Here is a 26,092-nt window from a genome sequence, read left to right on the forward strand (position 1 = left end):
ATGTGATTTCTCGCATGGTCACTTGTGATGCTGATAATCTTTTTGACTATCAGTCCATACTCACAAGCACCCACACGAATTGCTTGATTCAATTTGTTAAAGAGCGTTTGGTTAAGAGCTTTTCGTCTCAACCGAGGCGCGCATTCTACGCTTTCCTCATTTGCTGTCAAGCGTTTATTTGAAGTTTTTTACAACCGCTTTCTTTCGAAAGCTAACAACTTCAAACACTTACCGCTTGCCCCGAAGCGTTTGTCGCTGCGAGGAGGCGAATAATACGCGCTTTGAAATTAGAGTCAACACCTTGATCTAAAAAACTTTCCGAATGTGTTTGGCTGCCACCTGGCAACTAATGAAAGCGCCGCGGATCTGTAAAGAAACACCCCCACGGAGCGTAGCGGCCATGAGCGATGGGCAAAGCGAGAAAACCCCGGGCCTGTCTGCAGATGAAGAGCAGGAGGTCAGCCACAACCAGCCGCCGCGGGCGGCAGTGCTGCACGAGATCATTCGCTCCCAGGGCGACCAGGAGCTTGAGCGTACGCTCGCCGCGCTGTGGTGGTCGGCACTGGCCGCCGGCTTGTCAATGGGGCTGTCGCTGATGGCCATGGGGCTGTTCTACGCCCGCCTGCCGGACGGTGACAGTGCACAGGTGGTTGCCAGCATCGGCTACAGCGCCGGCTTCCTCGCCGTTATCCTGGCACGCCAGCAACTGTTTACCGAAAACACCCTCACCGCCGTCCTGCCCGTGATGACCTCCCCTACCCTGGCCAATTTCGGTCGCCTGCTGCGCCTGTGGGGCGTTGTACTGCTCGGCAACCTGGCCGGCACCCTGCTGGTGGCCTGGGTCATGCTGGAGCTGCCGATCTTCGACAGCAAGACCGATGTGGCCTTCCTGGAGATCGGCCGCAAGGTCATGAAGAACGACGTCAGCCAGATGTTCGCCAAGGGGATCGTCTCGGGCTGGATGATCGCCACCATGGTCTGGATGATTCCGTCCATGGAGCACGCCAAGATCTGGATCATCCTGATGATCACCTACCTGATGGCCCTTGGCGACTTCACCCATATAGTAGTGGGCTCGGTCGAAGTGTCTTATCTGGTCTGGGCCGGCGATGAGACCTGGCGCAGCTTCTGGCTGGAGTTCGCCTTGCCGACCCTGGCGGGCAACATTGTTGGCGGCAGCTTTATCTTCGCCCTGATCAGCCATGCCCAGGTACGCAGTGACAGCGGCAAACCGCCTTCGCAACTATTGAAAGACGACCAGGACCGGCCCTCGCGCAGCAGGGACGATAAACATTGAAGATCAGCGTGCCGCCATTGTGCGCTCATTCGCCTGGCCCCGCTGACGCAAAGGCCGCGGCTGCCACCAGTTCTGCCCGGCATGCGGCGAGTCAAGGCTGACCCGCCCGCCCATCTGCGGCGTGCTCAAGCGCACCTGAGCCTGGTTGGCCAGCGTGAGTATGCGCTCGAAGGGTTCCTGCCAGCCGTGGGTGGACAGGTCGAAGGTGCCGTTGTGTATCGGCAGCATCCAGCGCCCGCGCAAATCCAGGTGGGCCTGCAGGCTCTGCTCCGGCTGCATGTGCACATCGGGCCAGGCGACGTTGTAGGCGCCCGTTTCGATCATGGTCAGGTCGAACGGCCCGAAACGCTCGCCTATCTGCTTGAAACCGTCGAAGTACCCGGTATCGCCACTGAAGAATACCCGCACATCCTCATCGACGATCACCCAGGACGCCCATAGCGTCCGATTGCTGTCCAGCAGCCCGCGCCCGGAAAAGTGCTGCGCCGGGGTGGCGATAAAACGCACACCTTCGACGATGCTCTCCTGCCACCAGTCGAGCTGCCGCACTTTTGCCGGGGCCACACCCCAGCGCATCAGCAGGTCACCCACGCCCAGTGGTGCCAGGAACACGCCGGTGCGCGGCGCCAACTGGCGAATCGCCTGTTCGTCGAGGTGGTCGAAGTGATCGTGCGACAGCACAACCGCAGCCAGCGGCGGCAGCTGGTCCAGCGCCAGCGGCGGCGCATGGAAGCGCAACGGGCCGGCCCACTGCACGGGCGAGGCGCGCTCGGCGAACACAGGGTCGGTAATAAAGAAGCGCCCGCGCAATTTCAGCAATACCGTGGAATGGCCCAGGCGCCACAAGCTGTGGTCCGGGGCATCGAGCACCTGCTGGCGGGTCATCGGCTGGAGGCTGATCGGCGTGGCTGGCCGGGTTTGTGGCGGCTTGCGCAGGAACAGGTACTTGAGCCCGATGCGCAGTTTTTTCAACACGCCATCCTGCGGCCGCATCGCCTGGTTGTGGAAACGTCCATCTTGCTGGGGTGCCGTCTCGCCGGCGTGGTTGGCCAAAGGGACCATCAGCAACACTCCAAGCAACAGGAAAGCCTTCATGTTACCCCACAGTGATCGCATCAACCGTGAATTGGCTTGCAAGGTCATTTTTCGCCGATGAAACTGTGTTCAACAATATTCACGTGAGTTATGCGATAAACGGTACCCCGGCAGAAGAACAATGACCATGATGGACAACCGCAGCGGCAAAGGCCTTTCATTCGTCAAGCGCATCTACCTGCCGCGCGTTATCGGCCTGGGCATCGGCCTGCTCAGCGTAATGGCTGGCATGGCTCCGCTGGCGCCGCCTGCCTGGCTATGGGGGCTGCTGCTGTTCAACGGGCTGCTGTGGCCGCACGTGGCTTATATGTGGGCTAGCCGCTCGGCAACCCCTTACCAGGCGGAACAGCGCAATTTGCTGCTCGATTCACTGATGGGTGGGTTCTGGACTGCCGCCATGCACTTCAACCCGTTGCCCAGTGTGACCGTGCTGTCGATGATGACCATGAACAATGTTTCTGCCGGCGGCAAGCGGCTGGTCGTGCGCGGGGCGCTGGCCCAACTGGCCGGCATGCTTGTCGCCGTCCTGGTGCTCGGCCCCGGCCTGCAGCTGAACGCCACGCCCCTGCAGGTTTATGCCTGCCTGCCGATGCTGACGCTGTACCCGCTGGCCCTGGGCTGGGTGTGCTACCAGCTGGCGATCAAGCTGGCCGACCACAAGCGCCGACTGAGCGCCCTGAGCCTCACCGACAGCCTGACCGGGCTGCTCAACCATGGCGCCTGGAAAGACCTGCTGCTGTTGAAGTTCCAGGGCTGTAAACAGCAACAGGGGGGCGCGGTCATTGCACTGATCGACATCGACCACTTCAAGACCATCAATGACACTTTCGGCCACGTGGTCGGCGATTGTGTACTGCGCCAGCTCACTGCCGAGCTAAGGCGCAACCTGCGCGAAGGTGATCAGGCCGGGCGCTACGGCGGCGACGAGTTCTGCGTCATCCTGCCGGACACCAGCGCAGCCCAGGCCTGCCACGCCATGGAGCGCCTGCGCGAACGGGTCGCCAACTACCGTAACCCGCAGTTGCCGCACCTGCGCATCAGCCTCAGCATTGGCCTGTCAGCGTTCGAGGCTGGCCTGGAATCCCCGGAACACTGGCTGGAACAAGCGGACAAGGCGCTGTACACCGCCAAGCACGCAGGCCGCGACCAGGTCAATTTTGCCCGCGGCGAGGCTGCGACGCTCAGGCTGGCCTATCCTGATTGAACCCCCTGCCTGACTGCCCGGCGGGGGGCTGCTTGAAGGAGCCGCTCGCGCATGGCCAGGACCGCCAACCTTCCACCCCCAAGCCCCACGCCGCGTTTTCAGGTGCGCCACCTGATTGCCGGTTTCAGCGCTGTGTTCGGGCTGGCCTGCCTGGTCACCCTCGGAGCGCTATTCAATATCGCGACCACGCTCGACCAGCAGGAGCGCCAGCGTAGCGCCTTTCATGCAAACCAGGCGCTGGAACAACGGCTGCTGGCCTCGCGCCAGTTTCTGTCCAGCTATGCCGTATGGGATGCGGCCTTCGAGCACCTGGCGGGCCACACCGACTGGCAGTGGGCCTACGAGGAAAAGAACATAGGCGAGTCGCTGTATACCGCCAGTGGCTACGAAGGGGTGTTCGTGGTGGAAAACGACCGCACCACCTATGCCTTGTTCAAAGGCCAGCCCAGCCAGGCAGGCGCCAACACTTATATAGAAGCACCGCTGCAGCCGATCATCGACCAGGCCCGTGCGGCAGCAATATCCCGCGAGCAGATCACCCGTTTCGTGCTGTTCAATGGCTGGCCGGCCGTACTCAGTGCCGCAGCCGTACGCCCGGACCGCGACGTCACCGACAGCGAGGTAAGCCAGGCGCCAGTGATGCTGTTCGTCGACCAGCTTACCGAAGAAAAACTGGCGCAGCTGGGCAAGGGTGCCGGGCTGACCGGCATGCATGTGGAAAAGGAAGACATGCAGCAGCATGACCACCTGCGTATCGACCTGGGTGACACCGGCTATCACCTGTCCTGGAGCAGCCCGCTGCCCGGGCACCAATTGCTGTGGGCGGTAATGCCAGCCCTGCTGGGCGCGCTGCTGATACTTGGCCTGATCATGCTGTACCTGTTCCGCCTCACCTTGCGCAGCTCGCGGGCAATCGGCCTCACGCTTTCGCACTTGCAGCACAGCAACCAGGCCCTGAAGGCCAGCGAGCAGCGGTTTCGCGCGGTGGCCGAGTCGGCATCCGACTGGATCTGGGAAACCGACCGGCAACAACGCCTGACCTACCTGTCACAGCGCTTTGCCAATGTCACCGGCTACCCGGTGGACGACTGGCTGGGCCACCCGCTGAACCAGTTGCTGGCCTGCGATACCACGCCGCTCTCGCCCTGGCTGGACGCCCTCGCCAACGCAGACCCGCAACAGTTGGCCAACCTGCGCTGTACTTACCGCGACCAGAATGGCCAGAACCGCTACTGCAGGATTTCGGCCCGCGCCATCTGGCATGACGACACACCCATCGGTTTTCGTGGCACCGCCAGCGATATCACCGACGAAGTCGACGCCCACGCGCGCATCCAGCACCTGTCGCTGCACGACCCACTGACCGGGCTGGCCAACCGCAACAAGCTCGCCAGGCACCTGGAGCAGGCCCTGCTGCGCGGCAGTGACTCGCCGCCACTGACCCTGCTGCTGCTGGATCTCGACAACTTCAAGCCGATCAACGACTCCCTCGGCCATGGCGCCGGGGATGCCGTGCTGCAGGAAGTGGCGACGCGCCTGCGCGACACCACCCGCGATGGCGACCTGGTCGCACGCCTGGGCGGCGACGAGTTCATTCTGGTACTCAGCGGCATGGACAACCTCAGCGAAGTCGACCGCTTCTGCGCCCGGCTGATCAGCCTGCTGCAGCAACCCATCACCTTCGATAGCCAACCGCTGCACGTCGGCGTCAGTATCGGCGTCGCCCAGACCCGCACCCAGGGCTTCGATGCCGGCGAACTGATCCGTTGCGCCGACATTGCCCTGTACCAGGCCAAGGCCGATGGCAAGAATACCTGGCGTTACTTTGCCGCCGAAATGAACCAGCAGATCCAGTACCGTCGCCAGTTGGAAAACGACTTGCGCCGAGCCCTGCGCAACCAGGAGTTCGAGCTGCATTACCAGCCACGCTACCGCCTCAGCGACCTGCGCATCGTCGCGGTCGAAGCCTTGCTGCGCTGGCAGCACCCACAGGAAGGGTTGCTGGGGCCGGACACCTTCATCCCGCTGGCCGAGCAGAGCGACATCATTGTCGCGCTGGGCCGCTGGGTGCTGCGCGAAGCCTGCCGCACTGCCCATGACTGGCCCGCCGACATTGTGGTTTCGGTGAACCTGTCGCCTGCGCAGTTCCTGCGCAGCGACGTGGTCGCCGATGTGCGCGAGATCCTGCTGGACACGGGCTTCCCGGCGCAGCGCCTGGAACTGGAAATTACCGAAAACGTGATGCTCAACGACATCGAGGGCGCGCTAGGCACCATGCTGTCGCTCAAGGAGCTGGGCGTGCGCCTGAACATGGACGATTTCGGCACCGGCTACTCGTCGCTGGGCTACCTGCGCACCTACCCGTTCGACAGCATCAAGATCGACAAGCGCTTCATCAGTGGCCTGAACAGCAACGGCGGCAGCGACCGCGCCGTGGTTCAGGCCATCATCAACCTGGGTGAGGCGATGGGGCTGACGGTGACGGCCGAAGGTGTGGAGAGCGAACAGCAGCTCAAGGCGCTGGAGAAGGACCGCTGCCATGAGGTGCAGGGCTTTTACATGAGCCGGCCGCTGGACAGTGCGGGGCTGGCGGCGTTGTTGCACCAGACATCCCAAAGCACTGCACAGCCCTTGTAGGAGCAGCCTTGTGCTGCGAAGAGGCCGGTACAAGCTGCACAGTTGATGGTGGCCTCACCGGCCTCTTCGCAGCACAAGGCTGCTCCTACAAGGGCCGGGTTTACTGCTGCACGCTGCGTTCGGCCACAATCTCTGGCAGGTCCTGGCGGCGCAGGTAGGCACGCAGTGGCTCAGCAATATTCAGCCGATCATCCACATGCTGCTCCAGCAGCAGCGCCAGCCGCTCACGGCACAGCGCCATTCTCTGCCCCTGCTCGGGACGCCAGACAAACTCGCTGCAGGGGGTAATGCTGTCGTCGGCCACGTCCATGCCGAACGAGTCCTCGGAAAAACGCACGATATGAACGCCGCGCTTGCCATGAAAACCGACAAAGCCCTTGAGCTGGTCGGCGGCGTTGCAGATGTCCTGGGAAGTGATGGCCATGACGTAACCTCGCAATGAAATCGGAAGATACGCACGCCTGGCGGGGATCGGCCGCCTCTACCGGGCAACTCGCAAGCGGCAGCCTAACCCAAGTGCCAGGCCGTTCGCCAAGGTTTTTCGTGCTTGCCGAGCACCTTTACAGCTGCACCCGGCACCCTGTTCAGCGTTCACTTGGCGCTGGGTCAACCTGCGACGCCAGCACTGCCGTCAGCCACTGCATGAACGCCTGAACCCGGCGCGGCACGTGCCGTTGTCGGGCATACAGCAGCGACACCGGCATGGCCGGTGCCTGCCAGTCTTGCAGCAGTGAAACCAGCTCGCCCCGCTGCAGGTACTCGGCCACACCCACCGCCGGTACCTGAATCAACCCCAGCCCGGCCAGGCAGGCCGCCGAGTAAGCTTCGGCGTTGTTGACCGTGACCACACCCGCCATGGCCTGGTAGTGCAGCTCACCCCCTTGCAGGTATTCGAAACCCGCGCTGCGTGCACCCAAGGTGCGCACGTAGTGCACCAGCTGGTGCCCGGCCAGTTCCTGCGGCGCCTGCGGCACCCCGAAGCGGGCCAGGTAGGCGGGGCTGGCACAGTTGCGCATGCTCAGTTGCCCGACCGGCCGTGCCACCACATCCAGGTCATGCAGGGCACCAATGCGCATCACGCAGTCAAACCCTTCGCGCAGCAGATCGACTTGGCGATCGGTGCAACTGAGCTCTACTTCCAGCCGCGGAAAACGCTGCAGAAACTGCGGCAACGCCGGAATGATGACCCGCCGGGCCATCATGGTCGGCAGGTCGATGCGCAGGCGCCCGGCCAGCTCGGCATCGTCGGCACTGAACAGGCTCTCGATTTCATCCATGCCTGACAGCAGGTCCTTGCTACGCTCGTACAGCAAGGCGCCATCCTGGGTCGCCTGTACCCGGCGGGTAGTACGGTGGAACAACTGCGTGCCCAGCAAGCGTTCCAGCGCCTTTACCTGCTCCGACACGGTCGACCGCGGCAGCCCCAGGCGCTCGGCAGCCAGGGTGAAACTGCTGACCTCGCTGACCCGCACGAAGGTGCGCAACAACTCCAACTTGTTCATTCGGGCCTCGACTATCCGGTTTTGGCGAACAGTATTTCCATATTTACAGGATTTAACAGCCTCCATTCGACCAATAACCTGTCCTCATCAACCCACATGAGGTTTTCACCATGACCCGCAAAATTGCCTTGATCACTGGCGCCAGCCGCGGCCTCGGCCGTAATGCTGCCGAACACCTGGCCGCACGCGGTATCGATGTCATCGGCACCTACCACAGCAAGGCCGACGAAGCCCAAGCCGTAGTCGCCCGACTGGAGCAGGCCGGGGTCAAGGCGGCCATGTTGCAACTGGATGTTGGCGACAGCAGCAGTTTTGCCAGCTTCGCCGAGCGCCTGAGCACCACCCTGCAGCAGCACTTTGGCCGCGAGCGTTTTGATTTTCTGGTGAACAATGCCGGGATTGGGCTGAACGTGCCGTATACCGAAACCAGCGAGGCGCAGTTCGACCAGTTGCTGAACATTCAGCTGAAAGGGCCGTTTTTCCTCACCCAGCGTCTACTGCCGCTGTTGGTCGACAATGGCCGCATCGTCAACATTTCCACCGGCCTGGCACGCTTTGCACTGCCGGGGTATGCCGCCTATGCCGCGATGAAGGGCGCCATGGAGGTGCTGACCCGCTACCAGGCAAAGGAACTGGGCGCGCGTGGCATTCGCGTGAACATTCTGGCGCCGGGGGCGATCGAGACTGATTTTGGCGGCGGCGTGGTGCGGGATAACCAGCAGGTGAATGAGTACATTGCCGGCAACACGGCGCTGGGCCGGGTGGGCTTGCCGGATGATATCGGGGCGGCAATTGCGCTGTTGCTGGAAGACGGCAATAACTGGATTACCGGGCAGCGGCTGGAAGTGTCGGGCGGCATGTTCCTCTGAGCCTCACGGCACGCCAGGCGATGCGCCGAACCTGTAGGAGCAGCCTTGCGCTGCGAAGAGGCCGGCGTGGCCAACACAACTACAGTACCTGCACTGGCCTCTTCGCAGCACAAGGCTGCTCCTACAGGTTAACGAGGCAGCACCATCACTGCTCGCCCCGGCCCTCATGCACCTGCACGCTCGCGGTCATGCCTGCACTCAGGGTCACCCCTTCCGGCACCTGGTCCAGGCGAATCCTTACCGGTATGCGCTGGGCCAGGCGTACCCAGTTGAAGGTTGGCTCCACCTCCGGCAGCAACTGGCTGTCCGGGTTGCTGTTGCGGTCGGTGATGCCGCGGCTGATGCTCTGCACATGCCCTTGCATCGGTTCGCCCGCGCCCATCAGCCAGACGTTCACCGTGTCCCCCACGCGAATACGCGGCAGCTTGGTTTCCTCGAAATAAGCCTGGATATAGAAGGTTGAATCATCCACCAGGGCCATCACCGATTGCCCGGTGTTCACATAGTTGCCCTCGGCCAGCCGCAGGTTGGTGATGTGCCCACTGCGCGGTGCGCGCACTTCACTGCGCGCCAGGTTGATCTTGGCAACCTGCAACTGCGCTTCGGCCTCATGCAGTTCACCACGGGCGATGGCGGCATTGATCTGGGCGTTTTCACGCAGCTCGGCACTGATCGCCTCTGGCCCCAAGGCGGTACGCCGGGCTGCCTCGCGCTCGCGCAAGCGCAGTTGCTGCGTGCGGGTCTCGGTCACCGCGCTTGCCTGGTCGAAGGCCGCCTGGAAGCGCTCGCGGTCGATGCTCATCAACAGGTCGCCAGCCTTGACCTGCTGGTTATCACGGGCCTTGAGTTCACGTACCCAGCCGGACACGTCAGGGGCGATCACCACCACATCGGCGCGCACACGGGCGTCGCGGGTCCAGGGCGTAAGCATGTAGTACTGCCACAGCTGGTAGCCGGCCCAAACGGCCAAAGCCACCACACACAACGTCACCAGGGTACGTACGGCCGCACGCATCGAAACACTCCTTTATAAAGCTCCCAGCAGCCTCACCACCAGGAACAACACACAAACGAACAGCGCTGCATCGAACAACGCTTCATGCCAGATCCAGCGCCCCAACGGCGTCGCCTGCACCACCAGCCGCAGCAAGCCAGTGAGCACCAGCGCCAGCAACACATAAAGCAGAAACGGGCTGAGCAGCACGCCGCCCACTTCCCATTCACGCAACCCCATGGGCTTCCTCCTGCCAGCGGCACCACTTGCCCCAGCTTTTCTGCAATTGCAGCACCGCCCCTTCGGCCAGCCGCAGCGGGTCACTCGCAGGCAGCCCGCGCAAGGCAGCAATGAATTGTTCACTGGGGGCGTCCAGGCGTTGCCCACGCCCGGCGGCAGGCCCTTTGGCCAGTACCGCCTCTACTTGCTGCAAGTACTCGCGCTCGGCCCGCCCCAAGGGCGCCTGGGCAACCGCCAGGCACATACGCAGGTGCACCAGTTCATCGCCGATATCCAGCCCATGCAGGCCGTCATCCCAGCGCTTGCGCTCGCTTTCGGGCAGCTCGCCAGCATGCCGCGCCAGTTGCATCAGGCGGTCGGCCATGCGCCCGCCAAACCAGCTGTCGGCCCCGCGCAGGTCGCGCCGGGTCAGGCGCACCAGGTCGTTCTGGGTGGCTGCCCGCAGGCGCCGGCCCAGCCAGGCCGGGTGGCGGAACACCAGTAAACGAAAGGCCATTACCGCTGCTGACACCCCCACCAGCATCGCCAGCGCACTGTTTAGCATGGTCGCCACACCAAACTGCATGGCGTTGAGTGGGGACACCAGCACAATGAAGTGCAGGCAATAGGAAGTGGCAGTGGCCCCGGTACGTGGGTGGGCCATGCCCAATGCGCCGAGGAACAGCGGCACGCCCATGCCCAGGCAAAGCATGGCGAAGCTGCTCCATTGCGGCAGCAGGATCTGCCCGACCAGAAACGCCGCAGGTATCGCCAGAAAGATCCCGCGCAGGAAGCTCAGGCCAATCTGCGCGCCGTTCTCGCGGCTGGCGAACAGGCTGCAGACCACGCAAGTCAACACCAGCCCCCCCGGTGCCGAAGGCCACGCTGTCGCCAGCCAGAAGCCGCTCATCACCAGAAAGGCCAGTGCGCTGCGTGAACCGAACAACAAAGCCAGGGACCAGTCGCGGTGCACGGCAAGGCCCTGGGACACATCCTTGGGCGCCCTGCCCGCCTCCACATCCTCCAGCGCCAGGCTGGCGGCCATGGCGTAGTCCAGCAGCAAAGCCATGCGCGCCAGGCAGTAGTGCTCCGTGGAACTGATCTGCTCGTCATGGGCGGCATCCCAGATGCGCTGGCGCAGCAGCAACAGGCTGGGCTGGTCGGGTTTGGCCAGAAGCGCGCGAACCTCTTCCAGCCAGTGTGCCAGGTGTGCTGCCTCACGCTCATCGAGTTGCCGCCACTGCCGGCGCACTGAGCGCGAGATGCGCAACAGCACCATCAGCTTCTGGCTGAGGCCACGAATGGCGCGGGCTCGCTGCCGCCCGCGGTTGCCTTCGAACCAGGCATGTTCACGTTGGCTGTCGATGGCAACGATACGCCCCAAGCTGTCCAACAAGCCTTTGCGCGCCTCATCCTCGCCGCCCAGCATGGCACTGGCAGCCTGCAGGCCGTTTTGCCAGGCCTGTCGAGCCTGCCCGCCCAATTGCTGCTCCACCCGCATTGGCCAGAGCAAGGCACTGGTGGCGGTGGCGCAGAAAATGCCCAGGCAGATCTCGGTACAGCGCGCCACGGCCTGGTCGAACACCTGCAGCGGGTGGTCGATGGCCGGCAAGGCAATGATCGCCGCGGTGTAGCCCGCCAGCACAAAAGCGTAGGCCCAGGCGCTGCGCAGTTGGGTCGAGGCAGCGGTGCACAGCGCCAGCCATAGCGCCAGGGCAATAAGGAACAAGCCAGGGGTCTGGGCAAACAGGCCGATAAACACCACTGACATGACCGTGCCGACCAAGGTACCGGCCAGCCGTGCCAGGCCTTTCTGCACCACCATCCCTGACAGTGGCTGGGCGACGATGAAGGCGGTCATCAGTGCCCAGGACGGCTGCTCCAGGCCCCAGCGCATCGCCAGCCACAACGCCAGGCCGCCACCGAGCAAGGTCTTGATGGCGAACTTGAGGGCGAGGCTGCTGGGGGCGAACAGGGCCTGAAGGGTGATGGGCACTAGGCGGACCTTGCGGGGGGATGGTCGTACTGAAAAGATAGACAATGGAGAGAAGGATAATGCGGAAACGATTAATTAGCTAGCTAATCATCTTTATTGGGACATCGCTAAGCCTGTGCCGGCCCTTTCGCAGCACAAGGCTGCTCCTACAGAGATCCCATGGAATCTGGCATCGCGCTCAACCTGTAGGAGCAGCCTTGTGCTGCGAAAGGGCCGGCACAGGCAACACATAAATTGCAGGCAAAAAAATGGGCGACCGAAGTCGCCCTAAATGCCTTGCGTGCTCGTGTACCCGAAAGGTCAGCGCGGCTTGCGCTTGTTCGAGTCCTTCCAGATGAAAATGCCCAGACCGGCAAAGAAAGCGACCATCAACCCGACCGTTACCACACCAGCGATAACCACGTTGTCGAAGAACATGCTGGCCTCCCATTCGTCTGCCGTTGTCCGATGGGTGAACGTTAACCAATGTGAGGGAGGAGAAAATTGATCAGGGTCAATGGTGCCCGGGGCCGGGCACGCGAGGCGGGTGCAGGGTTGACCTGCGTCAAATTTCAGCGCTTCTTCGGTTTGCCCTTGGGCTTCTTTTTCTTGCTGGTGCTCAACGGCAGGGCCTGCTCGAACGCGTTGCGCATTTCGTTCAGGCGCTTTTCCTTGAGGTCGTGGACGCGCTTGGCGCGTTCGGCATCAAAATCGATGAGGTTGTCTTGGCTCATGGGTGGGCTCGACGATCAACTGAGGCTTGCATGATGAAGCCAGGCGCAGGCGCTGACCAGCCCCGCGTCAGACTTCGATATCCACCAGCAGCCCCTGGCGTACGTGCTCGCCCATCAACGGGGCGACCGGCACGGTGTTGTCGGCGTTTACCTCGTCACCTGGCACGGCACTGTAGCGGTCCTGGTCGCCCTGCTTGCGACGTTGCTGCTGGCGACGCTGCTCCTCGCGCAGCAACAGCACCTGCTCCTGCGGGTCGCGCTGGTGCTTGAGGTCGATGCCACTTTCGCTGGACGCAGGCTGCGTCGGCACCACCGGCTTGATGTCGGGGGTCGGCTTGACCGGGTCCTGTTGCGAGGTCACCGGGGCGGCACTGAGCGGAATGATTGGCGGCAGCATGGACGTTCTCCTATGCCCCCTGTATCGGCAGGCGCGGGTTTACCTTGATGTCATGGACAACATTTACTCGGCTTCGTCATCAGGGTCGTCGTCGCTGGGTGGGCTGGCTTCGCTCCAGGGCCGCTTGTAAACCTGTTGCCAGACCGCGTCCATGTGATCGCGCAGCAACTGCGGCGCGGTTTTGAGCGAAGCACTGTCATCCCGATCGCCGCCGATTGGCTCCTCACCCGCCGGGCTGATCAGCGACTGGCCGGTGATGGTGTAGCTGGCCTGCCCTTCGCGCATTTCGATGGCGATGTCATGCGGGTCGATGCCGCCGCCACAGAAGGCGTGGCTGGCCACGGTAACCTCGGCGACACCGTCCTTGTTCAGGTCGCTGACATCACTGACGTCGGTATAGAAGTCCACGTCCAGGTCCAGCCCAGGGCAGGTGGTTTCCTGCTCGATCTGCCAGCGTGCCTTGAATGCGTCGTTTTCGGCAGTGCGCCCGTACAAGGTGGCCTTGAGTACTACCTTGTCCACTTCCTGCTCGCTTTCCGGGTCGCTGGCCTGGCCATCGCTGCGGCTCAACACCAACAGCCCTTCACCGTCGCGGTCACGAAAGTGCACGCTCTTGATCGGCGTCTGCACGCCCAGCACCTCAAGCTGCTCCATCGGGATGGCGGGCAAAGTCTCGAAGTTTTTCTGCTCGCAGGCGGCCAGCAGCAACAGGCTGCCCACGGCCATGGAGGCGCTGATCCAGCGATGCTTGGCAGACATGTTGATCCGGGGCCCTCGTCAGCTGCACGGTGCGAGGCGATGAAACGGCTAGACTGACTTACTTCCTGTTGTCGATCGGCACCTTTCGGTACGTTCGCACTTTGGTCTGACCGGCCGATCCGTTAACATAATCGGCTTTTTCATCGCGGGAGTTCAGGCAGTATGGCGCAGCAGTATCAACCGGGGCAACGCTGGATCAGCGACAGCGAAGCAGAGCTCGGCCTGGGTACCGTCCTGGCGCAGGATGGCCGCCTGTTGACCGTGCTCTACCCGGCCACTGGCGACACCCGCCAGTATTCCCTGCGTAATGCGCCGCTGACCCGCGTGCGCTTCTCGCCAGGTGACCAGATCACCCACTTCGAGGGCTGGAAGCTGACGGTACGCGAGGTCGATGACATCGACGGGCTGATGGTCTACCACGGCCTGGACGGGCAGAACCAGCCGCGTACCCTGCCAGAAACCCAGCTGTCGAACTTCATCCAGTTCCGCCTGGCAAGTGATCGGCTGTTTGCAGGGCAGATCGACCCACTGTCGTGGTTCAGCCTGCGCTACAACACCCTGCAGCACACCAGCAAGCAGATGCAGTCGGCGCTGTGGGGCCTGGGCGGCTGCCGCGCGCAACCGATCGCCCACCAATTGCACATCGCTCGCGAAGTCGCCGACCGCAGCGCCCCACGGGTATTGCTGGCCGACGAAGTGGGCCTGGGTAAAACCATCGAGGCCGGCCTGGTGATTCATCGCCAGCTGCTGTCGGGCCGCGCCAGCCGCGTGCTGATCCTGGTGCCGGAAAACCTCCAGCACCAGTGGCTGGTGGAAATGCGCCGCCGCTTCAACCTGCAGGTGGCCCTGTTCGATGCCGAGCGCTTTATCGAAAGCGACGCCAGCAACCCGTTCGAGGATGCCCAGCTGGCGCTGGTTGCACTGGAATGGCTGGTCGACGACGAAAAGGCCCAGGACGCACTGTTTGCCGCGGGCTGGGACATGATGGTAGTCGACGAGGCCCACCACCTGGTCTGGCACGAAGACCAGGTCAGCGCCGAATACGGCCTGGTCGAGCAATTGTCCCAGGTGATCCCGGGCGTGCTGCTGCTCACCGCCACCCCCGAGCAGCTTGGCCAGGACAGCCACTTCGCCCGCCTGCGCCTGCTCGACCCCAACCGCTTCCACGACCTGGCGGCTTTCCGCGCCGAGAGCGAGCACTATCGCCCGGTGGCCGAAGCCGTACAGGAACTGCTTGACGAAGGCCGCCTGTCGCCCAAGGCCCACGCCACCATCCAGGGTTTCCTGGGTGCCGAAGGCGAAGCCCTGCTGGCTGCGGTCAACGACGGCGACAGCCAGGCCAGCGCACGCCTGATCCGCGAGCTGCTGGACCGCCACGGCACCGGCCGCGTCCTGTTCCGTAACACCCGTGCGGCAATCCAGGGCTTCCCTGAGCGCCAGCTGCACCCTTACCCGCTGGCCACACCCGAGCAGTACCGCGACCTGCCAGCCGGCGAGCACGCCGAGCTGTACCCGGAAGTCGCCTTCCAGGCCCAGGGAGATGTGGCTGACGACGAGCGCTGGTGGCGTTTCGACCCGCGCGTCGACTGGCTGATCGACACCCTGAAGATGCTCAAGCGCACCAAGGTGCTGGTGATTTGCGCGCACGCCGAAACCGCCATGGACCTGGAAGACGCCCTGCGCGTGCGCTCCGGCATTCCGGCCTCGGTGTTCCATGAAGGCATGAACATCCTCGAGCGCGACCGCGCCGCTGCCTACTTCGCCGACGAAGAGTTCGGTGCTCAAGTGCTGATCTGCTCCGAGATCGGCAGCGAAGGCCGCAACTTCCAGTTCGCCCATCACCTGGTGATGTTCGACCTGCCCGCGCACCCGGACCTGCTCGAACAGCGTATCGGCCGCCTCGACCGGATCGGCCAGAAGCACACCATCCAGTTGCACATCCCGTACCTGCAGGAAAGCCCGCAAGAGCGCCTGTTCCAGTGGTACCACGAGGGCCTTAACGCCTTCCTGAACACCTGCCCCACCGGCAACGCCCTTCAGCATCAGTTCGGCCCACGCCTGCTGTCGTTGCTTGAAGGTAGCGAGAGCAAAGCCTGGGATACCTTGGTGGCCGACGCGCGCAGCGAGCGCGAGCGCCTGGAAGCCGAACTGCACTCTGGCCGCGACCGCCTGCTGGAGCTCAACTCCGGCGGTGCCGGCGAAGGCCAGGCGCTGGTCGAGGACATTCTCGAACAGGACGACCAGTTTGCCCTGCCGATCTACATGGAAACCCTGTTCGACGCCTTCGGCATCGACAGCGAAGACCATTCCGAGAACGCCCTGATCCTCAAGCCGAGCGAAAAGATGCTCGATGCCAGCTTCCCGCTGGGCGACGACGAAGGCGTGACCATCACCTACGACCGTGCCCAGGCGCTGTCGCGTGAAGACATGCAGTTCCTCACCTGGGAGCACCCGATGGTACAGGGCGGCATGGACCTGGTGCTGTCCGGTTCCATGGGCAACACCGCCGTGGCGCTGATCAAGAACAAGGCGCTCAAGCCGGGCACCGTACTGCTCGAATTGCTGTTCGTCAGCGAGGTGGTGGCACCACGCAGCCTGCAACTGGGCCGCTACCTGCCGCCGGCGGCACTGCGCTGCCTGCTCGACGCCAACGGCAACGACCTGGCCTCTCGCGTGGCCTTCGAAACCCTCAACGAGCAGCTTGAAAGCGTGCCGCGTGCCAGCGCCAACAAGTTCGTCCAGGCCCAGCGTGACGTGCTGGCCAAGCGCATCAGTGGCGGTGAAGAGAAGATCATGCCGACGCACGTCGAGCGTGTAGCCGAAGCCCAGCGCCGCCTGGCGGCCGAAGCCGACGAAGAGCTGGCGCGCCTGGTGGCACTGCAAGCAGTCAACCCGAGCGTGCGCGACAGCGAGATCGACGCCCTGCGCAAGCAGCGTGAAGATGGCCTGGCGATGCTGGACAAGGCCGCCTTGCGCCTGGAGGCCATTCGCGTGCTGGTAGCTGGCTGATCAGACACGCCCCTGGTGGCCTGACCACCCTCCTGTAGGAGCAGCCTTGTGCTGCGAAGAGGCCGTATACCTCACAATAATCTTGTGGGGCATACGGCCTCTTCGCAGCACAAGGCTGCTCCCACACCTAGATATCCCTCTCTTTATGCCTGCTGGCGATCAGGCTGATAACCAAATCGTAGAAATCAATGTGCCATTATTCAGGAAGGCTTAAACACCTCTTCCTATACTGCCTCTGGACAGTCTGCACAGGGTTGTAGCGCAGACGAGTGAAAACTCGATCATGGGGCACTCAATGGAATGGCTGGGGCTGCAACTGTTCGCCGACCTTCCGGCAACCGGGCGCATCGTTATCGATTGCCGCCATGAACCGTTCCTGGTGCTGCTCGCCTACTTCGTTGCCAGCGCGGCTTGCTTCGCGACCCTGGACATGGCCGAGCGCCACTCCCACAGCGAAGACCCCACTGCCCACCGACAATGGCACATGCTTGGCGCCTGCTGCCTGGCCGGTGGCATCTGGGCCATGCACTTCATCAGCATGCTGGCCTTCCAGGCGCCAGTGGAGGTGCACTACGACGTTTCCCTGACCATTCTTTCGCTGCTCATCGCCCTGGGCGTGGCCTGGGTGACCCTGCACAGCCTCGACCGCAGCCAGATGAAAACGCATCACTTCCTGCTGAGCGCCCTACTGATCGGCCTGGGCATCATCTTCATGCACTTTGTGGGTATGGCTGCGATGGAAACCGGCGCCCGCCAGTACTACCAGACTGGCCTGCTGCTGGCCTCCGTTGCCCTTGCCCTGCTCACCAGCCTGGCAGCGCTGTGCCTGGCCCGATACTTGCGCAATGGCAGCGGCACCCTGCACCAGGCCATGAAGTACGGCGCCAGCCTGCTGATGGCCGGTGGTATCGTCGCCACCCATTTCACCGCCATGTCAGCCATGACCCTGGTGATCCCCGCCGACACCGCACTGCGCCTGCCCTCTGGCGACAACAGCCTGCAACTGGCGCTGGGCATCGGCTTCATCACCCTGCTGATCAGTGGCGCCAGCATCAGTGCCGCACTGGCCGACAAGAAGCTGCAGAGCAAGGAGCACGACCTGCGCCGGGTCAGCATGCTGCTCAGCCAGCTGGACCAGGCCCGTGCCTCGCTGCAGCAAGCCGCGCACTACGATGCCCTGACCAACCTGGTCAACCGCCGTGGCTTCAACCAGGTGTTTGCCGAGCGCCTGGCCGATCACCAGGCCACTGAAAACCGCCTGGCAGTGATGTTCCTCGACATCGACCATTTCAAGCGCATCAACGACAGCCTTGGCCACGACGCTGGTGACGAACTGCTCAAGGTGATCGCCAACCACATCAAGGCCGCCACCCGCAATCAGGACCTGGTCGCACGCCTGGGCGGCGACGAGTTCTGTGTGGTCACCAGCCTCAACAGCTGCGACGAAGCCCGCCACCTGGCACAACGCATCATGCAACGGATGAAAGAGCCCATCGACCTGGGTGGCCGGCGTATGGTCATGACCACCAGCATTGGCATCAGCATCTTCCCCGACGACGGCACCAGCGCCGAAGAACTGCTCAAGCATGCCGATCTGGCCCTTTACCAGTCCAAGGACAGTGGGCGCAATAGCCTGCACTTTTTCAACGACAACCTGAAAACCCAGGCCACACTCGCTTTGCAACTGGAAGAAGAGCTGCGCATCGCCCTGCTCGAAGAGCGGGGCCTGTGCGTGCATTACCAACCCATCTTCGACATGCGCAGCGGGCAGGTGGCCAAGCTCGAAGCCCTGGTACGCTGGCATCACCCGCAGCACGGCCTGCTGGCGCCTGGCCGCTTCATCGGCATTGCCGAAGCCAACGGCCTGATCATCGACCTTGACCTGTGGGTAATGCGCCACGCCTGCGCCGATCTGGCGCACCTGCAGCGGCACGGTTATGGCGACATCAAGGTGACAGTCAATTGCTCGGCAGTGACCCTCAGTCACGACGAACTGCCCAACGAAGTGGAAAAGGCGCTATTCCACGCAGGCCTCGCTTCCCGGCACCTGGAGCTGGAAGTGACCGAAAACGCCCTGATGGGTGATATCCAGCGTACCGTCAACCTGCTCAAGCGCGTGCGCGCCCTGGGCGTGGCGCTGTCGATCGACGACTTCGGTACTGGCTACTCGTCACTGGCCTACCTCAAGCGCCTGCCGCTGGACGTGCTGAAGATCGACCGCACCTTCCTGCAGGATGTGCCGGGCAGCCAGAAGGACCGCGAGATCGTCCAGGCGATCATCGTCATGGCGCATACCCTGCACCTGCAGGTCGTCAGCGAAGGCGTGGAAACCGCCGAGCAGCAAGCATTCCTTGAAGCCCACGGCTGCGACTACCTGCAGGGCTACCTGCTGGGCCGCCCGGTTCCGCTGGGCGAGCTGCGGCCGCTACTGGAGCGGCTGCAGCGCCAAAACGAGGTACTCAGCCCTTGTTGCGATACAGTTCTACAAGGGTCGCCGGATCTTTTTGCAGGTAACCCTGGCTACCGTGCAGGCGCATCAATTGCGCGGCGAGGCCACTGAGCGGCGTCGCCGAACCCTGCTCACGGGAAAACTTGACTGCGCCATCGAGGTCTTTGAGCAGCGTGCGTACGTGCCACTTGATTGGCTCGAAACGGCTCTCGGCCATTTGCGGCGCGAGGATCTGCAGCGGTTTGGAATCGGCAAAGCCACCGGCCAGCGCCTCGGCGATCAGCGTCGCGTCCACCCCCGACTGCTCGGCCAGTGCCACCACTTCGGCGATCACCAGGGCATTGCACGCCACGATCATCTGGTTGCAGGCCTTGGTTACCTGCCCGGCGCCCACCGCCCCCATGTGCGTCACGCGCTGACCAAGCACCTGCAGCACTGGACGTGCGCGCTCCAGGTCGGCCACTTCACCGCCAACCATGATCGCCAGGGTACCGGCCTCGGCACCTGGCGTGCCGCCGGACACCGGGGCGTCCAGCCAGGCCATGCCACTCAGCACCGCCAGTTCGGCGGCCATTTCACGGGTAGCGGTGGGTTCCAGGCTGGAGAAATCGATCAGCAACTGGCCACTGCGCCCCCCCTGTGCAATGCCTTGCTCGCCGAACACCACCTCGCGCACCACGGCCGTATCGGCCAGGCACAGCAGTACCATGTCGCTGTCCTGGCACAGTTCGGCGGGGCTGTTGGCCAGGCGCGCGCCGGCAGCGACCAGCGCAGCACACTTGTCCGGGCTGCGGTTCCACACGGTCAGCGGGTACCCCGCCGCCAGCAGGCGTCGGCACATGGGCAGGCCCATCAGGCCAATGCCGGCGAATCCAAGCGAAGGTAGTGCAGTGCTCATCAATGACTCCTGGCTATTCGAATTGTTTTCCAGGCTGGCCGGAACGGTGGACACATTACGCATCCCGTAAACTGTTACCGCCACGCCGAATTGTTACTTACCTCTACCCGTCTTGAACGCCTTCAAGCACCAAAACGGGGCTGCTGCGCATTTTTGCGCACCAAAAAAGATCATGCCTTAGCCGGACGCTTCGCCTGAATCACGATGAACGGCGAAACCACCACTGCCCAGATCTCTGGATCGCGGCTTTGCAGGTCCAGCGCCTGCTCGGCCGACACGGGCCCAACAGTGCCATCACTACGCCACTTGGCGAAGATCTCGCCGCGATTCTCGGCCATCGCCTCGGCAACGGTGATCAGGTCCAGGCTTGGGTCGACCCAAATCAGGTCACCCTTGGCCCAGAAACGCTCCAGCGCTTTCCACTCGATGATTGCCGTCTCGCCAAGCAATTTGGCATAGAGGGTGCTTGTTTGATCAGTCATGGGTGGTATCCGCAAAAATCGGCCAATAAAAAAGGTCGGCATTTTTGCAGAAAAACCTGGTTTCAAATATGTAATTTGGTCGATTGACCCCGAACTTGTGGGGCGGGGTCGCAGATACAGGCAGTTTGATGGCGCCTTTTTGTATCTTTCGGTCGAGCAAGCGACAACCCAGGAAACAGGCACTTTTTGACCGCTTTTCAAGCGCTCGAACAGCGCTCTACACTGTACCGGTACAGTTCCGGGACATGTTCCGGGGGAAGGTGGGCTTGCGCGTTGGCATGGCCACGCCGCAAATCCCGCCCGGTCTGTAGCCCTGGCCGCCAGGTCTATAAGAATTACAACAGAATGAGTGGAGCACTATGATCAAGATTTCCAAGCTGTTCGCCGCAATGGTACTGGCCGGGGTAGCCAGCCATTCGTTTGCCGCCGATACCATCAAGATCGGCATCGCCGGTCCTAAGACGGGTCCTGTGACCCAGTACGGCGACATGCAGTTCATCGGCGCCAAACAGGCCATCAAGGACATCAACGCCAAAGGCGGCGTCGATGGCAAAATGCTTGAAGCCAAGGAATATGACGACGCGTGCGACCCTAAACAGGCCGTGGCAGTCGCCAACAAAGTGGTCAACGACGGCGTCAAGTTCGTCATCGGTCACCTGTGCTCCAGCTCCACCCAGCCTGCGTCCGACATCTACGAAGACGAAGGCGTGATCATGATCACCCCGGCCGCCACCTCGCCGGAAATCACCGCACGTGGCTACAAGCTGATCTTCCGCACCATCGGCCTGGACAGCGCCCAGGGCCCAGCGGCCGGCAACTACATCGCCGACCACGTCAAGCCGAAGGTCGTGGCCGTCCTGCACGACAAGCAGCAATACGGTGAAGGCATCGCCACCGCCGTCAAGCAGACCCTGGAAGGCAAAGGCACCAAGGTTGCCGTCTTCGAAGGCCTGAACGCGGGTGACAAGGACTTCTCCTCGATCATCCAGAAGCTCAAGCAGAACAACGTCGACTTCGTCTACTACGGCGGCTACCACCCAGAGCTGGGCCTGATCCTGCGCCAGGCTCAGGAAAAAGGCCTGAAAGCCAAGTTCATGGGCCCGGAAGGCGTGGGTAACGACTCGATCTCGCAGATCGCCCAAGGCGCTTCCGAAGGCCTGCTGGTCACCCTGCCGAAGTCGTTCGACGCCGAGCCTGAAAACAAGGCCATCGTCGACGCCATCAAGGCTGACGGCAAGGACCCAAGCGGCCCGTTCGTGTTCCCGGCCTACTCGGCTGTCGAGCTGATCGCCCAAGGCATCAAGGCTGCCAAGTCCGAAGACACCGACAAGGTGGCAGCCGCCATCCACGCCGGCTCCTTCAAGACCCCGACCGGCGATCTGTCCTACGACGCCAAAGGCGACCTGAAAGACTTCAAGTTCGTGGTCTACGAATGGCACTTCGGCAAGCCGAAGACCGAAGTATCCCCTCAGTAACTGCGTGACTAAATAGCTGACCGTAGAAGCCCACTGTGCGAGCAGTGGGCTTTGTTTTACGAGGTTCATGGGCCCGATCCCCGCGATCCGGGGGCAGGCCCACCTGAAAATCTTAAAACCGTCACCCGCGGTTTCCTGGCATACCCCCGCCAGCGAAATGCAAATCAGGTTTTTAGGAGCGCTGTAATGCCTGAGATCTACCATTTCTTCCAACAACTGGTTAATGGATTGACCATCGGCAGCACCTATGCCTTGATCGCCATCGGCTACACGATGGTGTACGGCATCATTGGCATGATCAACTTCGCCCACGGCGAGGTGTACATGATCGGTTCCTACGTGGCCTTCATCGCCCTGGCGGGCCTGGCCATGATGGGTATCCATTCGCTGCCGATCCTGATGACCGTTGCCTTCGTCGCGACGATCTTCGTTACCAGTGCCTATGGCTACAGTATCGAACGGGTTGCCTACCGCCCTTTGCGCAACAGCAACCGTCTGATCCCGCTGATTTCTGCCATCGGCATGTCGATCTTCCTGCAGAACACCGTCTTGCTCTCGCAAGACTCCAAGGACAAGTCCATCCCCAACCTGATCCCCGGCAGCTTCTCGTTCGGGCCAGGCGGTGCAGAAGAAGTACTGATCAGCTACATGCAGGTCCTGGTGTTCGTCGTGACCCTGGTGGCCATGACCCTACTCACCCTGTTCATCTCCCGTTCCCGCCTGGGCCGCGCCTGCCGCGCCTGCGCCGAAGACATCAAGATGGCCAACCTGCTGGGCATCAACACCAACAACATCATCGCCCTCACCTTCGTCATCGGTGCCGCACTGGCAGCCGTGGCGGCCGTGCTGCTGAGCATGCAGTACGGGGTGATCAACCCCAACGCCGGTTTTCTGGTGGGCCTCAAAGCCTTTACCGCGGCGGTGCTGGGTGGCATCGGCAGCATTCCGGGCGCCATGCTCGGCGGGCTGGTGCTGGGCGTGTCCGAAGCCTTTGGTGCCGACATCTTCGGCGACCAGTACAAGGACGTGGTGGCATTCGGCTTGTTGGTTCTTGTCTTGCTGTTCCGGCCGACCGGCATCCTGGGCCGCCCGGAGGTTGAAAAAGTATGAACAAAAATCTCAAACAGGCGTTCTTCAGCGCCTTGCTGGTATGGGCCGTGGCCTTCCCGGTACTGGGCCTGAAACTGAGCATCGACGGCATCAGCCTGGTCGTGCACAGCCAGGGGTCGTTCACCATCAGCATCATCGCCGTGTGCTCGGTACTGATGTTCCTGCGCGTGCTGTTCGACAAGCAGTGGAGTTCGGTGATGGGCCGCCGTTCGGATCGCAAGCTGATCCCGCCGGCCGTCAGCAACTACCTGACCCTGCCCAAGACCCAGCGCTATGTGATCATTGGTCTGATCGTTGCGGCACTGGTGTGGCCGTTCTTCGGCTCGCGCGGTGCGGTCGACATCGCCACGCTGATCCTGATCTACGTGTTGCTGGGCCTGGGCCTGAACATCGTGGTCGGCCTGGCGGGCCTGCTCGACCTCGGTTACGTCGGTTTCTACGCCGTCGGCGCCTACAGCTACGCCATGCTCTCGCACTACCTGGGCTGGAGCTTCTGGGTGTGTCTGCCGATTGCCGGCCTGATGGCCGCCACCTTCGGCTTCCTGCTTGGCTTCCCGGTGCTGCGCCTGCGCGGTGACTACCTGGCGATCGTGACCCTCGGCTTCGGCGAGATCATCCGCCTGTTCCTGCGCAACCTCACCGACTGGACCGGCGGCCCCAACGGCATCAGCAACATCCCCAAGCCGGAGTTCTTCGGCCTGACCTTCGAACGCCGTGCCGCCGAGGGCATGCAGACCTTCCACGAGTTCTTCGGGCTGGAATACAACTCGATCAACAAGGTCATCTTCCTCTACCTGGTGGCCCTGCTGCTGGCCCTGCTGGCGCTGTTCGTCATCAACCGCCTGCTGCGCATGCCGATCGGCCGCGCCTGGGAAGCCCTGCGTGAAGACGAGATTGCCTGCCGTGCGCTGGGTCTGAACCCGACCATCATCAAGCTCTCGGCCTTCACCCTCGGTGCCTGCTTCGCCGGTTTCGCCGGCAGCTTCTTCGCTGCGCGCCAGGGCCTGGTCACACCGGAGTCGTTCACCTTCATCGAGTCGGCGATCATCCTCGCCATCGTGGTGCTCGGCGGCATGGGCTCACAACTGGGCGTGATCCTCGCGGCCATCGTGATGATCCTGCTGCCCGAGCTGATGCGTGAATTCAGCGAATACCGGATGCTGATGTTCGGTGCGCTGATGGTGTTGATGATGATCTGGCGTCCGCAAGGCTTGCTGCCTATGCAACGTCCACACATGGAGCTGCGTCGATGAGCCGCGAAATTCTGCAAGTCAGCGGCCTGAGCATGCGCTTCGGCGGCTTGTTGGCGGTCAACGGCGTGGCCCTGACCGTGAAAGAAAAACAGGTGGTGGCGCTGATCGGCCCGAACGGCGCCGGCAAGACCACCGTGTTCAACTGCCTGACCGGTTTCTACAAGCCCAGCGGCGGCACCATCCTGCTCGACGGCCAGCCGATCCAGGGCCTGGCCGGCCATCAGATCGCCCGCAAGGGCGTGGTGCGGACCTTCCAGAACGTGCGCCTGTTCAAGGAAATGACCGCGCTGGAAAACCTGCTGATTGCTCAGCACCGTCACCTGAACACCAACTTCTTCGCCGGCCTGTTCAAGACCCCGAGCTTCCGCCGCAGCGAGAAGGAGGCCATGGAACGCGCGCAGTACTGGCTGGAGAAGGTCAACCTGACCGAATTTGCCAACCGTACCGCCGGCACCCTCGCCTACGGCCAGCAACGCCGCCTGGAAATCGCCCGCTGCATGATGACCCAGCCGCGCATCATCATGCTCGACGAACCGGCGGCGGGCCTGAACCCGAAGGAAACCGAAGACCTCAAGGCACTGATCGCCTACCTGCGTGAGTCGCACAACGTCACCGTGCTGCTGATCGAGCACGACATGAAGCTGGTGATGAGCATCTCCGACCATATCGTGGTGATCAACCAGGGCACCCCCCTGGCCCACGGCACGCCGGAAGAGATCCGCGACAACCCTGATGTGATCAAAGCCTACCTGGGGGAAGCGTAAATGCTGAAGTTCGAAAACGTTTCCACCTTCTACGGCAAGATCCAGGCGCTGCACAGCGTCAACGTAGAGATCAACCAGGGCGAGATCGTCACCCTGATCGGTGCCAACGGCGCCGGCAAGTCGACCTTGCTGATGACCCTGTGCGGCTCGCCGCAGGCGCACAGTGGCAGCATCAAGTACCTGGGTGAAGAACTGGTCGGCCAGCCGTCCTCGCACATCATGCGCAAGAGCATCGCCGTGGTGCCGGAAGGCCGCCGCGTGTTCGCCCGCCTGACCGTCGAGGAAAACCTGGCCATGGGCGGCTTCTTCACCGACAAGGGCGACTATCAGGAGCAGCTGGACAAGGTGTTGCAGCTGTTCCCCCGCCTGAAGGAACGTTACATCCAGCGTGGCGGCACCATGTCTGGTGGCGAGCAGCAGATGCTCGCCATTGGCCGGGCACTGATGAGCAAGCCCAAGCTGCTGCTGCTCGACGAGCCTTCGCTGGGCCTGGCGCCGATCATCATCCAGCAGATCTTCGACATCATCGAACAGCTGCGCCGCGACGGCGTGACCGTGTTCCTGGTGGAGCAGAATGCCAACCAGGCGCTGAAGGTCGCTGACCGCGCCTATGTGCTGGAGAACGGCCGGGTGGTGATGCAGGGGACGGGGGAAGCGCTGTTGACCGACCCGAAGGTGCGCGACGCGTACCTCGGCGGTTAAACGGGAAAGGGCCTTCGGGCCCTTTTTTCTGCCTGCCAGAAATGTATCGCCAGTGCCGGCCTCTTCGCGGGCTTGCCCACTCCCACAGAAAACCCACAACCATTAGAAACTGTGCAGTACCTGTGGGAGCGGGCAAGCCCGCGAAGAGGCCGGCACGGGTAACCATTAACTTGAGATCCACCGCCGGCCTGAGTAACGTGGCCGGCTCTTTGCCAAAGATTCCCGGAGCCCGCCCCATGCGCCTCACCCCCACCCTGCTGCTCACCGC

At 62.6% G+C, this 26,092-nt stretch carries 23 protein-coding genes; 11 read left to right on the forward strand and 12 right to left on the reverse strand.

The window, feature by feature from the left end; all coding sequences use genetic code 11:
• The first annotated feature begins 400 nt into the window (after positions 1 to 400).
• Positions 401 to 1,297, forward strand: coding sequence for a formate/nitrite transporter family protein (locus AK81_RS25890; RefSeq protein WP_043203877.1), 897 nt, complete (start codon positions 401 to 403; stop codon positions 1,295 to 1,297).
• A 3-nt stretch (positions 1,298 to 1,300) separates the two neighbouring features.
• Here the strand turns inward: AK81_RS25890 and AK81_RS25895 are convergent, their stop codons facing one another.
• Positions 1,301 to 2,392, reverse strand: a complete 1,092-nt coding sequence (locus AK81_RS25895) for an MBL fold metallo-hydrolase (RefSeq protein ID WP_043203880.1) — start codon at positions 2,390 to 2,392, stop codon at positions 1,301 to 1,303.
• A 130-nt stretch (positions 2,393 to 2,522) separates the two neighbouring features.
• On the opposite strand from AK81_RS25895, the gene AK81_RS25900 reads away from it, so the two are divergent.
• Positions 2,523 to 3,596 (forward strand): diguanylate cyclase, encoded by a 1,074-nt coding sequence (locus AK81_RS25900; protein ID WP_043203915.1) that lies wholly within the window; start codon positions 2,523 to 2,525, stop codon positions 3,594 to 3,596.
• A gap of 51 nt (positions 3,597 to 3,647) precedes the next feature.
• Entirely contained in the window at positions 3,648 to 6,233 is a 2,586-nt protein-coding gene (locus tag AK81_RS25905; protein WP_043203882.1) for a bifunctional diguanylate cyclase/phosphodiesterase, read from the forward strand.
• Positions 6,234 to 6,333: 100 nt separating this feature from the next.
• Here AK81_RS25905 and AK81_RS25910 read toward each other — a convergent pair whose 3' ends face one another.
• Positions 6,334 to 6,657 (reverse strand): DUF2025 family protein, encoded by a 324-nt coding sequence (locus AK81_RS25910; RefSeq protein ID WP_043203883.1) that lies wholly within the window; start codon positions 6,655 to 6,657, stop codon positions 6,334 to 6,336.
• A 160-nt stretch (positions 6,658 to 6,817) separates the two neighbouring features.
• Positions 6,818 to 7,735, reverse strand: coding sequence for a LysR family transcriptional regulator (locus AK81_RS25915; RefSeq protein ID WP_043203885.1), 918 nt, complete (start codon positions 7,733 to 7,735; stop codon positions 6,818 to 6,820).
• Positions 7,736 to 7,845: 110 nt separating this feature from the next.
• On the opposite strand from AK81_RS25915, the gene AK81_RS25920 reads away from it, so the two are divergent.
• Entirely contained in the window at positions 7,846 to 8,604 is a 759-nt protein-coding gene (locus tag AK81_RS25920) for an SDR family NAD(P)-dependent oxidoreductase (RefSeq protein WP_043203887.1), read from the forward strand.
• 145 nt (positions 8,605 to 8,749) lie between these two features.
• On the opposite strand, the gene AK81_RS25925 is transcribed toward AK81_RS25920, so the two are convergent.
• The 7 genes from AK81_RS25925 to AK81_RS25950 form a co-directional block, all read right to left on the reverse strand.
• Positions 8,750 to 9,619 carry an efflux RND transporter periplasmic adaptor subunit gene (locus AK81_RS25925; RefSeq protein WP_043203888.1) on the reverse strand — a complete coding sequence of 290 codons (870 nt, stop codon included), beginning with the start codon at positions 9,617 to 9,619 and terminating at the stop codon, positions 8,750 to 8,752.
• A gap of 12 nt (positions 9,620 to 9,631) precedes the next feature.
• Positions 9,632 to 9,838 (reverse strand): DUF1656 domain-containing protein, encoded by a 207-nt coding sequence (locus tag AK81_RS25930; RefSeq protein WP_043203890.1) that lies wholly within the window; start codon positions 9,836 to 9,838, stop codon positions 9,632 to 9,634.
• Entirely contained in the window at positions 9,825 to 11,813 is a 1,989-nt protein-coding gene (locus tag AK81_RS25935; protein ID WP_043203891.1) for an FUSC family protein, read from the reverse strand. Before AK81_RS25935 ends, AK81_RS25930 begins: the two co-directional genes overlap by 14 nt.
• A 300-nt stretch (positions 11,814 to 12,113) precedes the next feature.
• Positions 12,114 to 12,230, reverse strand: coding sequence for a cytochrome c oxidase subunit CcoM (ccoM, locus tag AK81_RS30685; protein WP_003254862.1), 117 nt, complete (start codon positions 12,228 to 12,230; stop codon positions 12,114 to 12,116).
• 134 nt (positions 12,231 to 12,364) lie between these two features.
• Entirely contained in the window at positions 12,365 to 12,526 is a 162-nt protein-coding gene (locus AK81_RS30300; protein ID WP_003254864.1) for a hypothetical protein, read from the reverse strand.
• 67 nt (positions 12,527 to 12,593) lie between these two features.
• Entirely contained in the window at positions 12,594 to 12,923 is a 330-nt protein-coding gene (locus tag AK81_RS25945) for a hypothetical protein (protein ID WP_043203893.1), read from the reverse strand.
• A 63-nt stretch (positions 12,924 to 12,986) separates the two neighbouring features.
• Positions 12,987 to 13,682, reverse strand: a complete 696-nt coding sequence (locus AK81_RS25950) for a M949_RS01915 family surface polysaccharide biosynthesis protein (protein WP_043203894.1) — start codon at positions 13,680 to 13,682, stop codon at positions 12,987 to 12,989.
• Between the two features lie 162 nt (positions 13,683 to 13,844).
• Here AK81_RS25950 and rapA point away from each other — a divergent pair, with 162 nt between their 5' ends.
• Positions 13,845 to 16,691, forward strand: coding sequence for an RNA polymerase-associated protein RapA (gene rapA / locus AK81_RS25955; RefSeq protein WP_043203897.1), 2,847 nt, complete (start codon positions 13,845 to 13,847; stop codon positions 16,689 to 16,691).
• A gap of 295 nt (positions 16,692 to 16,986) precedes the next feature.
• Positions 16,987 to 19,251 carry a putative bifunctional diguanylate cyclase/phosphodiesterase gene (locus tag AK81_RS25960; RefSeq protein WP_043203900.1) on the forward strand — a complete coding sequence of 755 codons (2,265 nt, stop codon included), beginning with the start codon at positions 16,987 to 16,989 and terminating at the stop codon, positions 19,249 to 19,251.
• Here AK81_RS25960 and AK81_RS28780 read toward each other — a convergent pair.
• Both AK81_RS28780 and AK81_RS25970 read right to left on the reverse strand, forming a co-directional pair.
• Entirely contained in the window at positions 19,151 to 20,038 is an 888-nt protein-coding gene (locus tag AK81_RS28780; protein WP_081042154.1) for an NAD(P)-dependent oxidoreductase, read from the reverse strand. The genes AK81_RS25960 and AK81_RS28780 overlap by 101 nt on opposite strands.
• A 170-nt stretch (positions 20,039 to 20,208) precedes the next feature.
• Positions 20,209 to 20,520, reverse strand: coding sequence for a DUF2288 domain-containing protein (locus tag AK81_RS25970; protein ID WP_043203902.1), 312 nt, complete (start codon positions 20,518 to 20,520; stop codon positions 20,209 to 20,211).
• A 359-nt stretch (positions 20,521 to 20,879) separates the two neighbouring features.
• Between AK81_RS25970 and AK81_RS25975 the strand changes: the two genes are divergently transcribed.
• The 5 genes from AK81_RS25975 (at position 20,880) to AK81_RS25995 (ending at position 25,824) form a co-directional block, all read left to right on the forward strand.
• Positions 20,880 to 21,995 (forward strand): branched-chain amino acid ABC transporter substrate-binding protein, encoded by a 1,116-nt coding sequence (locus AK81_RS25975; protein ID WP_043203905.1) that lies wholly within the window; start codon positions 20,880 to 20,882, stop codon positions 21,993 to 21,995.
• A 186-nt stretch (positions 21,996 to 22,181) separates the two neighbouring features.
• Positions 22,182 to 23,105, forward strand: coding sequence for a high-affinity branched-chain amino acid ABC transporter permease LivH (gene livH / locus AK81_RS25980; RefSeq protein ID WP_043203908.1), 924 nt, complete (start codon positions 22,182 to 22,184; stop codon positions 23,103 to 23,105).
• Positions 23,102 to 24,358 carry a high-affinity branched-chain amino acid ABC transporter permease LivM gene (locus AK81_RS25985; RefSeq protein ID WP_043203911.1) on the forward strand — a complete coding sequence of 419 codons (1,257 nt, stop codon included), beginning with the start codon at positions 23,102 to 23,104 and terminating at the stop codon, positions 24,356 to 24,358. Before livH ends, AK81_RS25985 begins: the two co-directional genes overlap by 4 nt.
• The gene (gene livG, locus AK81_RS25990; RefSeq protein ID WP_003254878.1) at positions 24,355 to 25,122 is read left to right on the forward strand and encodes a high-affinity branched-chain amino acid ABC transporter ATP-binding protein LivG; all 768 of its coding nucleotides are present in this window, start codon (positions 24,355 to 24,357) and stop codon (positions 25,120 to 25,122) included. The genes AK81_RS25985 and livG overlap by 4 nt, the downstream gene beginning before the upstream one ends.
• Positions 25,123 to 25,824: an ABC transporter ATP-binding protein gene (locus AK81_RS25995; RefSeq protein WP_043203913.1), complete on the forward strand. Its 702-nt coding sequence runs from the start codon at positions 25,123 to 25,125 to the stop codon at positions 25,822 to 25,824.
• Positions 25,825 to 26,092: the final 268 nt, after the last annotated feature.

This window comes from Pseudomonas putida W15Oct28 (assembly GCF_000708715.2).
GTDB classification, from domain to species: Bacteria; Pseudomonadota; Gammaproteobacteria; order Pseudomonadales; family Pseudomonadaceae; genus Aquipseudomonas; species Aquipseudomonas putida_R.